This window comes from Streptosporangium sp. NPDC023615, from assembly GCF_040640155.1.
Taxonomy (GTDB): Bacteria; Actinomycetota; Actinomycetes; order Streptosporangiales; family Streptosporangiaceae; genus Streptosporangium.
In genome coordinates this window covers 1-11,526 of record NZ_JBFABE010000113.1, presented here as the reverse complement: position 1 = coordinate 11,526, position 11,526 = coordinate 1, and the positions used below count along the sequence as shown (strand labels likewise).

The 11,526-nt window shown below is 71.6% G+C and carries 9 protein-coding genes; 2 read left to right on the top strand and 7 right to left on the bottom strand.

What is annotated here, in order from left to right:
- Positions 1–75 precede the first annotated feature (75 nt).
- The 5 genes from AB0G16_RS37415 to AB0G16_RS37395 all read right to left on the bottom strand — a co-directional run bounded on the left by AB0G16_RS37415 (position 76) and on the right by AB0G16_RS37395 (position 6,433).
- Complete coding sequence (locus AB0G16_RS37415) at positions 76–1,827, bottom strand: FAD-binding oxidoreductase (protein WP_362815543.1); 1,752 nt, start codon at positions 1,825–1,827, stop codon at positions 76–78.
- A gap of 291 nt (positions 1,828–2,118) precedes the next feature.
- Entirely contained in the window at positions 2,119–3,627 is a 1,509-nt protein-coding gene (locus AB0G16_RS37410; RefSeq protein WP_362815541.1) for an aromatic amino acid ammonia-lyase, read from the bottom strand.
- The gene (locus AB0G16_RS37405) at positions 3,624–4,844 is read right to left on the bottom strand and encodes a long-chain fatty acid--CoA ligase (RefSeq protein ID WP_362815539.1); all 1,221 of its coding nucleotides are present in this window, start codon (positions 4,842–4,844) and stop codon (positions 3,624–3,626) included. The genes AB0G16_RS37410 and AB0G16_RS37405 overlap by 4 nt, the downstream gene beginning before the upstream one ends.
- Positions 4,841–5,095, bottom strand: a complete 255-nt coding sequence (locus AB0G16_RS37400; RefSeq protein WP_362815549.1) for an acyl carrier protein — start codon at positions 5,093–5,095, stop codon at positions 4,841–4,843. Before AB0G16_RS37400 ends, AB0G16_RS37405 begins: the two co-directional genes overlap by 4 nt.
- A 54-nt stretch (positions 5,096–5,149) precedes the next feature.
- Entirely contained in the window at positions 5,150–6,433 is a 1,284-nt protein-coding gene (locus tag AB0G16_RS37395; protein WP_362815537.1) for a beta-ketoacyl-[acyl-carrier-protein] synthase family protein, read from the bottom strand.
- 553 nt (positions 6,434–6,986) lie between these two features.
- Between AB0G16_RS37395 and AB0G16_RS37390 the strand changes: the two genes are divergently transcribed.
- On the top strand, positions 6,987–9,146 hold the full coding sequence (locus AB0G16_RS37390; protein WP_362815547.1) for an AfsR/SARP family transcriptional regulator: 2,160 nt from the start codon (positions 6,987–6,989) through the stop codon (positions 9,144–9,146).
- On the opposite strand, the gene AB0G16_RS37385 is transcribed toward AB0G16_RS37390, so the two are convergent.
- Both AB0G16_RS37385 and AB0G16_RS37380 read right to left on the bottom strand, forming a co-directional pair.
- Positions 9,092–9,805: a class I SAM-dependent methyltransferase gene (locus tag AB0G16_RS37385; RefSeq protein ID WP_362815535.1), complete on the bottom strand. Its 714-nt coding sequence runs from the start codon at positions 9,803–9,805 to the stop codon at positions 9,092–9,094. The two genes, AB0G16_RS37390 and AB0G16_RS37385, sit on opposite strands and share 55 nt — an antisense overlap.
- 11 nt (positions 9,806–9,816) lie before the next feature.
- Positions 9,817–11,127 carry an activator-dependent family glycosyltransferase gene (locus AB0G16_RS37380; protein ID WP_362815533.1) on the bottom strand — a complete coding sequence of 437 codons (1,311 nt, stop codon included), beginning with the start codon at positions 11,125–11,127 and terminating at the stop codon, positions 9,817–9,819.
- Positions 11,128–11,407: 280 nt separating this feature from the next.
- On the opposite strand from AB0G16_RS37380, the gene AB0G16_RS37375 reads away from it, so the two are divergent.
- Positions 11,408–11,526 (top strand): sugar phosphate nucleotidyltransferase (locus tag AB0G16_RS37375; protein WP_362815545.1); only part of this gene is annotated, 119 nt, incomplete at its 3' end.

Sequence of the window (11,526 nt, the reverse complement as noted above, 5' to 3'; positions counted from 1 at the left end):
GTCCGAGTAGATCCGCAGGAGCGGGAGCGCCGACCCCGGCAGGCGGGAGAGGGGCCCGGCGGGCGGCCCCTCCGCTCAGCCGGACTGGCCGAGCGAGCGCAGGTTGTTCACGTGCCTCGGCGACACCCTGGCGGGGTACTTCTTGGGCTCGGTCCTCGCCGACCTGCGGGAGGCGTCCGGGCGGGGCTGCGGCGGCAGGGAGTGCGAGGCCCCCGGGAGCCGGATCGACAGCGCGTGGTTGAACACGTTCTTGGGGTCCCACTTGGCCTTGATCTGCTGCAACTTCGGGTAGTTGTCCTTGTAGTACAGCTTGTGCCAGGGCACCCCGGAGGTGTTCAGCGCGGGGTCGGCGAGGTCGTTGTCGGGGTAGTTGATGTACGCGCCGTCATAGGCCTCGCCCGGGACGGGAACGCCGCCGGTGTCGGCGTGCACCTCCCGGTAGACCTCGCGGATCGCCGTCAGCCACTTCTCCTCCTCGGCCGGGTCCCACCAGCCGATGTCGAAGAAGCCGATGAGCGGGGCGCTCCTGTGCGGGTTGGCCGTGGCCGCGGGGTCCACGGCGTTGATCTTCCCGCCGAGCGACATCAGGTAGACCGACGCCCCGACGTCGCCCTCGCCCTCGGTCAGGAACCTGTAGATGACCTTGAGCTGCGCCGGGGTCCAGGGCTTCTTCAGGTAGCCAGCCTTCGACTTGAACATGAGCGCGTCGGCACCGGCACCGGAGTTGTAGGAGAGGGTCACCTTCATCCACGGCGCCGCGCTGAAGTAGTCGAAGGTCGGCTCGATGCCGACGCCCTCGCCGACGGTCTGCACCAGCGTCCACAGGATGCCGTCCGCGCCGGGGACGGCGGCGTCCATGCCCAGGAACAGCTCGATCTTGCCGCTGGAGCGGTGGTACATGGTCAGCGAGCTGTCGATGCTCTCGAAGGTCGGCTCGGCGTGGTTCTGCTGCTGCCAGCGGGCGTAGTTGTCGGCCAGCCGGGAGAGCGACTCCTCGGTCATGTTCTCCCAGCTCCAGCTGGCCGAGACCACGAACTGCCGCGCGGGCGGCTTGGGCAGCAGGGTCGAGGGGTCGTTGCCCTTGGCGCTCGGGGAGCGCATCAGGTAGCGGGTGACGATGCCGAAGTTCCCGCCGCCGCCGCCGGCGTGCGCCCACCACAGGTCCCGGTTGGGGTCGCGGGCGTCGCGGGTGGCGACGACGATCCGCGCCCGCCCCGAGCGGTCGACCACGACGACCTCCACGCCGTAGAGGTGGTCGATCACGAGTCCGTGCCTGCGCGACTGGGGGCCGTACCCGCCGCCGGCGATGTGGCCGCCCGCGCCGACGCTCGGGCAGCCGCCCGCCGGGATCGTGACGCCCCAGCCGAGGTAGAGCGAGCGGTAGGCCTTGCCGAGCGTGGCGCCGGCCTCGATCGCGAACGCCTTGTGACGGTTGTCGAAGTAGACGTCGTTCATCTCCGAGATGTCGATGATGATCGACGCCGAGGGGTCGTCCACGAAGTTCTCGAAGCAGTGACCGCCGCTGCGCACGACGATCTTCTTGTTCGCGCGGACGGCCTCGTTGACCACCTGCACGATCTGCTGGGCGGAGTGGACGACGCGGACCGACTCCGGCTGCGCCATGAAGCGCGCGTTGTAGCCCCTCGTGACGAGCTCCGCGTAGCGCGGGTCGTCGGGGCCGATCGTCGACGCGTTCGGCGTCGGGGGGCATACGGGAGAGGCCGCGTGCGCGGTGCCCGCCTCCGAGTCACCGGCGGCCAGCCCGACGGCCGCCCCTCCCGCGACGGCCATCACTTCCAGGAATCCACGGCGTGTTGCTTTGGCCACCGTCGTTACCAGACCTTTCGCATTTCACATTCTCATGAGCGTTTCTCCGGGGGGAGGAACGCCTTTCCGCCGTCGAGGGCACAGGCCCTCGTTCTTCGTTTCCCGCGGGTGCCCGCGGCCCCGGCGGGGCCGTGGTGGCCGCGGTCTTCCCGCTTTCCGGGAGTTCCGTCCCGGTGGGATTCCCGGCCCTCGTGAGGCCCGGTCCCGCGAAGGTACCGGCCTCCTCGGAGGATTCCGGTCTCTCGCGGTGCCGGGCCTCACGGAGGCCTCGGTCCTCGTCGGCAGGCGGCCTCAGTCGTCCTCGCGGGCGAGCAGCCTCTCCGCGGCGTCCTGGAGCAGGGCGCTCGCGGCGCGCACCTCCGCGGCGAGCGGCCGGTCGGCCTGCAGCGGAGGCGATATCCGGGCCAGGTCGGCCCACAGGCCGGTGGCCGTCTCGTTCCGTCCGGCGAGCGCCCCTCGCTGGGCCACGCCGAGCGCGAGGGAACCGACGACCAGCCACGCCAGCTCCACGGCCTCGGCCACGGAGTTGGCCCCGTTGAGCGCCATCGGCACGTGGTCCTGGTTGCCGCCGTTGGTCGGCAGCGCGGTGAGGGAGGCCGGGTAGGCGAGCTGCCTGATCCTGGAGACGAACGAGGTGGCGCTGAGCTGCACCCCGGCCAGGCCGCTCCCCGCCCCGGGGCGGGGGGTGAGCATCGGCGGCGCCCCGCCGTTGTAGGACGGGTCGCACAACAGGGCGAGCTGCCGCTCGGCGAGGAAGGCCACCTGCTGCAGGCACAGGCCGATCTGGTCGGAGCACAGGCCGATCGGCATGGCGTGGAAGTTGCCGCCGTGCAGCAGCTCGCCCTCGTAGAAGACGGGGTTGTCCGTGCAGCCCATGGCCTCGCGGACGAGGATCTCCTCGGCCCCGTAGAGCTGGTCGAGCACCGCGCCGAGCACCTGGGGGGCGCACCGGAGGCTGTAGGGCTCCTGCAGCGGCCGCAGGGGGTTGCGCTCCATGTCTGCCGGCAGGTCCTCGCGGATCCACCGCGCCACGGTGAGCTGCCCCGTCTGACCCCTGACCTTGCCGATCCCGGCGTGGTAGGCCTCCGGGTTGGAGCCCAGGATGTCGGCGATCCTCGCCGTCAGGACGCCGACGGCCCGCACCAGCCGCAGCACCGCCTGGTGGTTCAGGATGCACACCGCCAGGCTGACGCTGGTGCCGTTGACGAAGGCCAGCGCCTCGCGGGCCGACCACTCCACCGGTTTGGCGTCCATGTCCGCGAGGGCCCGCGCCGCGGGCACCACCGACCAGCCGTCGTCGCCGCGCACCCATGCCTCCCCGCTGCCCGCATGAGCCAGTGCCGCGTGGGCCAGCGGCTGCAGGTCCCCGCTGGCGCTCACCGTGCCGTCGCGCGGGATCGACGGCGTGAAACCCGCGTTCCACAGATCGGCCAGGGTCTGCCAGAAGTCCGGCGACACGGCCGAGTAGCCCTGGCGCATGCTGTTGAGGCGGAGCCAGACGATCAGGCGGCTCACCTCGGGGGCCAGCGGCCTGCCCTGGGCGGAGCCCAGGTGGGCGATCAGGCCGGCGCCCTGCTCCATCGGGGAGTCGGACGCGGAGAAGGCCACCAGGGGGCCGAAGCCGTGGGTGACCCCGTACACCGACTCGTCGCCGGAGAGTCTGTCGGCCAGCAGGTCCACGCTGGCCCGCATGCGGCGGACGTCCTCGTGATCGCAGGGCCCCACCCTGGCGTCCCAGTGCGTGCTCCTGACGATCGAGGCCAGGCTCCCGGTTGAACGTCCGTCGATCAAGGCTGTCACGTGTCTGCTCCCGCGTCGGAAAGGGAAGGTCGCTGTAGTCGCCGGAGCTTGCCGGTGTCGGAACGGTCGATCCGATCGACCAGGCGCACCTGTCGCGGCCGGGCGTCGAACCGCCCCACCGCCGCGCGCACCTCCGTGACGGAGAGGGCTCCCTCGCCCTCCGGCACCACGAGCAGGTCGAAGTTCTCGCCGCTGAAGGCGTCGGTGACCGGGAGGAAGGCCAGGTCCGCGCAGGGGAGCACCGACCTGACCGACTCCTCCAGCCGGTCGAGGTCGACCCTGCGGCCGTTGATCTTCACGAGCCGGTCGCGCCGCCCGTCGAAACGGAACGTGCGGTCGTCGAGCCGCCGCACGTAGTCGCCGGTCCGCCAGACGTCGGCGGGCGCGTCGCCGGGCCGGAACGCCAGCCGGGGGCTGCGCACCACCAGCGGCGTCTCGTCGCCGGACGCCCCGCCCGCCTCGCCGCCGGCCCCGTCGCCGGTCTCGTCGCCGCTCCCGTCGTGGGGGGCGAACTCCACGTCCGCGAACAGCTCCCACGGCGGCAGGTCCGGTGCCCAGGCGCGCGAGGCGATGCCGCCGGCCTCGGTCGAGCCGAAGACCTCCACGAGGCGGATCCGCCCCTGCTCGGTCTCCTCGAGAAGGGACTCCGCCGCCAGCGGGAGGGTCGCGGTGCTGTGCAGCACGCTCAGGTGCCCGGTCCGGCTCACCCAGGAGGCGTGCCTGCGCAGGATGGAGAAGGTCCAGGGGACGGCCACGACCGCCCAGCGCAGGTCGCGCGGGTCCGGCAGGGCGCCGAAGTAGCGCGGGCGGTACCAGGCGGGCAGGCGCAGGCGGGCGGGCACCAGCACGCTCGCGAGCGCGCCGTACACGTGCCGGGGCGGCGCGAAGGACAGCAGCGCCTCGGGACGGTCGCGCTCGATCAGCCCGGCCAGCAGTCCGGCCTCGGCCCACATCTGCTCGCGCGTCCGCCGCCAGGACCGGCTCGGGCCGGTGCTGCCCGAGGTCTCCAGGTCCACGGTCTCGGCCAGGCCGTCCAGGACGAACCGGTCGACGTCGACGCCGGGGTCGAGCAGGTCCCAGCGGACCAGCCAGGGGTCGTCGTTGATCCGCGGTGCCGCGAAACCGGAGGCGAGCAGCTCCTGCGGCGACACCTCGGTGTAGGTCACGGCGCCCGGGGGGGCGACGTCACCGTGTTCCGGAGCGCTCTGGGTGGTCAATTCCGCCCCGCGGAGTGCTCGACGAGATCGAGGAAGTCCTGGACCGTTCTTATACGCGCGAGGTCCTCTTCGGGAATGTCGACGCCGGTGTGCTCCTGCATGGAGAAGGCGACCTCCACGACGGCCAGGGAGTCGAGCGCGAGATCGTCGGTGAACGATTTATCCGGCAATACCCTCTCCGCGGGCACACCCGCCACCCTCTCCACGATCTCGGCCAGACTGGAAAGCATTTCCTGTTGCTCTGCGGACATTTCTTCCATCCCTTCACGATCACATTGGACGGCTTTCCCGACTTCTCGTGCAGGTCAGGGTGACACGTCCGGCAGACGGCGCAGCACCAGTACCGCGTTGTGGCCGCCGAATCCGAAGGAATTGCTGACCGCCACGTCCGCCGCGTGCTTCTGGGCCCGGTGCGCCACGAAGTTCATCTCTTTGTCCTCGGGGTCGTCGCAGTTGACGGTGGGCGGGACGATCCCGGTCCGGACGGCCTCCATGGCGACCATCGCCTCGAAGGCCCCGGCCGCCCCGAGCATGTGGCCCGTCATGCTCTTGGTCGAGCTCACCGGCACGGACGTGGCCCGCTCGCCGAACACCCGGCGGATCACCTTGATCTCGGCCGCGTCGTTCATCCGGGTCCCGGTGCCGTGCGCGTTGACGTACCCGACCTCGTCCGGCGTGACGCCGGCGTCCCTCAGGGCCAGGCGCACGGCCCGCTCGACGGCCGTGCCCTCCGGGTGGGGGCTGGTCAGGTTGTAGGCGTCGGTGGTGGCGCCGTACCCGGCCACCTCCCCGTACACCCGGGCCCCGCGCGCCAGGGCGTGCTCCTCGCTCTCCAGGACCAGGACGCCGGCGCCCGCGCTCATCACGAACCCGTCGCGGCCGGTGTCGAAGGGCCTGCTGGCGGCCGGCGGGTCGTCGTTGCGGCGGGAGAGCGCCCTGGCCCTGGCCGCGGCGGCCAGGTCGAAGGGGGTGAGGGCGTCGTCGGCGCCACCGGCCAGGACGACGTCGGCCTCGCCCCGCCGGATCAGCCGCATGGCCTCGCCGACGCAGGTCGCCCCGGTCGCGCAGGCGGTCGTCATGCACGTGGAGGGGCCCTGGGCGCCGACGTGCAGGGCGACCTCCGAGGCGACGGTGACCACGCCCGTGGAGGTGAAGGTGTACGGGCTCAGCGCCATGTGTCCGCGCGCGGCGAAGGCGGCCCCGGCCTCGACGAGCACGCTGCTCGCACCGCAGGCGCTGCCCACCGTCACCCCCGTCCGGGGGGCGAGCCCGGCGTCGACCTCGAGCCCGGCGTCCCTCAGCGCGAGCACGGCGGCCACCAGCGCCAGGTGCGCCGGCCGCGTGGTGCGCCGCACCAGGGGGGACGGCAGCCATGTCTCGGGATCGAAATCCACGATCTGGCCGCCGATTCTCACAGGAAGGCCGGAGACGTCAATTCCGGAAAGCTCGCGAATGGCGCTCGTGCCCTGGACCATGTTCTCCCAGGCGGTTTCCCAGCCCACCCCGAAGGGGGAAAGGACTCCATAACCGGTGATGACCGCCCTCCTGGGCGGACCACCTCTCGGAGAATCAATGCCGTCGATGACCACCAGCGCCTCACCGGGAAGTTCGGGAATCCCATGCCGGGCTAGACGTTAACCGAGGGCCAGGGGGTTCGTCACCGCCTCGGATACGCTTTTCCGTACGAGCCGGGAACAAATCTTCTATTACATGGGGCGGCGGTCCACAAGGGCCGCGCCGATTTTCCCGGCCCGCGGGACGGCGCCGCTCCCGCCGCGCCGGGCGGCGGCCGCGCCCGGCCGCCCGCGATCGCGCGCCCGGGGACCGGCGGCCCGCCGCCGGCCCGTCGCAGGGCATGGGGTGTCCCGCCAGCGAGACACCCTCTCACTCCTGGGGCGCATGGGCACCCTGTTACAGGTGGGGCACACGGGGTGCCCGTGACGGATATAACGATCGCGTCACCCCAGGAACGTGGCTTGCACCTGGTTCGTTCACCTAGGTATGGCTATATGCGTAGGTCCGGGCATTTGGACCTGAGCGGGCGCTCAGGTGTCCTTCCGCCGCATCTCTGCTCGGGCTGAGATTGGGAGAGCGTCGTTGAACGACCTGGTACAGGTACGTCTCCTCGGGCCGGTGCGCGCGATGCGAGGCGATGATGAGCTCGATCTGGGTTCGCCGACGCAGCGTAGTCTGTTCGTCGCTCTGGCGACACGTCCGGGGACCTCGGTGAGCCGGCAGGAACTGATCAACGCGGTTTGGGGAGCAAACCCTCCAATAACCGTAGAAAGCAGCATTTACACATATATAGCCCGTCTGAGGCGTACTTTCGAGCCCAAACGACAGCGGAGGGCGCCCTCCGCACTGCTCGTGGGCGACGGCACGGGCTACCTGCTGGAGATCGAACCTCAGCGGATCGACGCCCAGGTCTTCGAGGAGCACCTGGAGGACGTCCGGCACCTGCAGCGCTCGGGCACCTGGTCCCAGGCGGTCGAGAGGCTGGACACCGCGCTGGCCCTGTGGCGCGGCCCGGCGCTGAACGGCGTGGTCGGCCCGCTGGCCGACGCCGAGCGCACCCGCCTGGAGGAGTTGCGCTTCACCGCCATCGAGGACCGTGCCCAGCTCCTGCTGGAGGCCGACCGCGCGGGCGAGGTCATCGGTGACCTGTCCGGCCTGGTCCGCACCCACCCGCTGCGGGAGCGGCTGCACTACCTGCTCATGGTGGCCCACTACCGCTGCGGCAGGCGGGCCGACGCGCTCAAGCAGTTCCACAGTGTGCGGCGCCTGCTCATCAAGGAGCTGGGCATCGAGCCGGGCGAGGACCTCCTGCGCTGCCACGACCAGATCCTGAACGGCACCCTGCGCTCGCCCGTCCCCCCCGCCGACTCCTCCCCGGTGACGCTGACCTCCCGCGTCTCCGGCTCGTTCGCCCCGTTCGTGGTGCCCGCCCAGCTCCCCCGCGACGTCCCGGGGTTCACCGGGCGCCACGAGGAGCTGCGACGGCTGAAGGAGTTCGCCTCGGCCGCCGACGTCCGCGGCGAGGCCGGGGTCATCCTGATCAGCGGCGCCCCGGGCGTGGGCAAGTCGGCCCTGGCCCTGCGCTTCGCCCGCGGGCTCACCGACGCCTACCAGAGCGGCCAGCTCCACCTGGACCTGCGGGGCTTCTCCAACACGGCCCGGCCGATGGAGCCCGCCGAGGCGCTCGGCCACCTGCTGACCGGCCTCGGCAACGCCCCCGAGCCCGGCGAGGACGTCCAGGCCCTCTCCTCCCGCTACCGGAGCCTGGTGGCGGGCCGGCGGATCCTGATCGTGCTGGACAACGCCTGGTCGGCCGAGCAGGTGCGCCCCCTGCTGCCCGGCGACCCCTCCTGCCTGGTCCTGGTCACGAGCAGGAACAGGCTGTCGGGGCTGACCACCCGCGACGGGGCGCTGCGCATGACGCTGGACCTCATGCCCGCGGACGACGCCGTGACGCTGGTGCGGAACGTCATCAGGCAGGCCAGCGGGGAGGCCGAGCACCCCCTCGCCGCCAGGCTCTGCCAGGTCGGCGACTACCTTCCGATCGCCCTGCGGATCGCGGCGGAGCGGATGACGAGCCGCTTCCACGGCGAGCTCGCCGTGGACAGCCGCACGCTCCCCGAGCGGGACGAGCTGCTGGAGAGCGCCGACACCGAGTGCGACGAGCAGTCGTCGATGCGGTCGGTGTTCTCCTCCTCCTACCGCGCGCTGCCCGCCGACGCCGCGGAGATGTTCCGCCTGATGGGCCTGCACGGCGGCTCGACGTTCGACCTGGTGACGGCCGCGATCATGGCGGACGTCGGCCACGAGCGCGCGCGGCGGATCGTCGACTCCCTGCTGAGCGGGCACCTGCTGCGGATCACGCCGTGCAACCGGCTCAGGTTCCACGACGACATGCTGCGCGCGTACGCCAAGGACCGCGCCATGACCGAGATGCCCTACCGGACGCGGCGGGCCGCCGTCTCGCGCCTGGTCATCCACTACCTGCGCACGGCGGACGCCGCGATCCGCCTGCTGTACCCCTCGCGCTACCCCCTGCCGCCGCCGCCCCTGACGCCGGACGGCTCGGCGCCCCTGCGCCTGCGCGGCGCCGAGCAGGCCAGGGTCTGGTTCGAGACGGAGCTGTCCAACCTCAGCGCCGCCGTGCGCCAGGCGGGCGCCTATGGTGTCTGTCCCGTCAGGGAGCGGCTTCCCGATCTCATCCAGACCTTCCTACGCGCGCGGTCGGAGGGTCATCCGGCCGTGCCGGCGAACAGTCCCCGGCCCGAGGGACCGCCCTCGATGTAGTCCACCTTCAGCCCCGCCGCCGCGAACGCGTCCTCGTACCGCTCCCGGGTGAACAGGGTGTTCACGTGGGTGACGGTGAAGTGGCGTGCCGGCGTGGCGGCGTCGGCCACCACGTAGTGCACCTCCATGACGCTCGCGTCGCCCTCGCGGACCGTGCGCGAGACCCTGGCCAGGGTGCGGCCGTCCACCGTGACCACGTCCCCCGCCACGTAGCCGGGCAGGAACGACCCGGGGAACCACCACGGCTCGATGACCAGGACTCCCCCGTCGGTCAGGTGGGCGGCCATCGTCGCGACGGCCGCCGCCAGCTCCCGGTCGTCGCGCATGTAGGCGATGGAGCTGAACATGCAGGTGACCGCGTCGAAGGTACGGCCGAGCGCGAAGTCGCGCATGTCGCCCTCGTGCGTGGGGACGCCCGGCATCCGCGTCCTCGCCACGGCCAGCATGTCCGCCGACAGCTCCAGCCCCTCGACGTGGTCGAAGAGCCCGGCGAAGTGCCTCAGGTGCGACCCGGTCCCGCAGGCCACGTCCAGCAGGGACGACGCGCCGGGCAGGCGCTCGCGGACCAGCGCGGCGACGGTGGCCGCCTCGGCCTCGTAGTCCTTGCCTCGTCCGGCGTAGATCGCGTCGTAGACGTCCGCCAGCTCGGCCTCGTACATGGTGCTCTCCTTCAGCGACCGGCGGCCGGGACGGCGGCGCGGTAGGTCTCGACGAGCTCGGGAATGGCGGCCGCCACCTCGGCGGGGGCGGGCATGGCGTTCATCTCGTCGCGGATCCTGCGCGCCTCCCGGGTGAAGGACGGCTCCGCCAGCAGCCGCAGGAGCGCCTCCCGGACCCGGGCGCCGGTGGCCTCGCTGCTGTGCATCGTCAGCCCCGCGCCCTGCTCGGCGAGGTAGCGCGCCCGCAGCGGCTCGTCGAAGAGGTTGGGCAGCACGAGCTGGGGGGCGCCGCTCGCCAGCACCGTGAAGAACGTGCCGCTCCCGCCGTGGTCGATCACCGCCGTGCAGGTCGGCAGCAGAGCGTGCAGGGGGACGAAGCTCACCAGCCTGACGTTGTCCGGCACGCGCTCCAGCTCCGCCTGGTGCTGTTCGGGCAGCGTGGCGACGATCTCCACGTCCAGGTCGGCGAGGCCGTCCAGGATCTCCTGGACCGGCACCAGGTAGCCGTCCAGGTTCTCCACCGACGTGGTCCCCAGCGTCAGGCAGACGCGGGGCCGCTCGGGCGGGACGCGCAGCCAGGGCGGGATCACCGCGCGGTCGTTGTACGGGACGAACCGCACCGGGACGCGGTGCGGCTCCGGGCCCGCGATCGGGTCGGGGGGCAGCTGCAGGGAGGGCGGCGTGTAGTCGATCGTGAAGTGGCCGGTGGTCATCCTCTCGGAGAACTCCACGCCGAACCTGCGGGCGTGCGCGGTGATCCAGGCCTGCAGCATGTCCTCGCGCCCCTCCGGCGGCTGCTGCTCCTTGACCCGCAGGTAGTGGCCGCGCATCCGGCCGAACAGGTCCAGGGTCCACATGAACCGCGCGTGGACCGCCCCGCACGCCTCGGCCGCGATCGCCCCGGCGTAGGTCACCGGTTCCCAGATGACCAGGTCGGGTTCCCAGCTGCGGCAGTACTCGGTCAGCCCGTCGATCATGGGCTCGTTGACGAGCCTGCACCACCAGGGGACGAACTGGGCGTACCCCCGCTTGTGGTGCTCCCAGGTGAGCCGCTCGGGGTTGTTGTCCGCCTCGTCGAAGAAGGGCACCGCCCTCTTGTGCTTCTTGCGGGGGTCGAAGAAGCCGAACGCCCTGTTGGCCCGCCAGAGACTGTGGTCCCTGCCCACCGGCACCGCGGTCAGCCCCGACCGGGTGATCACGTCCGTCAGGTCGGGCTGACTGGCGACCCGGACCTCGTGCCCCTCGGCCTGCAGCGCCCACGCCAGCGGAACCATGACCAGGAAATGTGACTTCTCCGCGTAGGTGGCGAACAGAATGCGCATGGTCGTCCTTGTCGTCCTTCCGGGCGTACGGGCTTCCGGGCCTACGGGCGCCGCCGGGGGTGCGAGCGTGCCCGCGGGGGGGCGGGGCGGCTCGGCGCGGGTGGAGCGGCCGTCCCTGCGCCCCCGCCGAGGCCGGTCACGACCGGGACACGTCACAAGCCCTATCACATTCACTCCGCCGAAAGGCAGTACCCCTTTCGCCGGGCGGCGGGGGTTGATTTCCGGACGAGCCTGAACAGTAGTCTCAGGCACCGCCGCAGACGAAAACGCAGGAGCTCCGATGAAAGGCATAGTCCTTGCCGGAGGAAACGGGACGCGTTTACACCCGCTGACCCTCGCGACCTCCAAGCAGTTGCTTCCCATCTACGACAAGCCGATGATTTACTATCCGATCTCCGT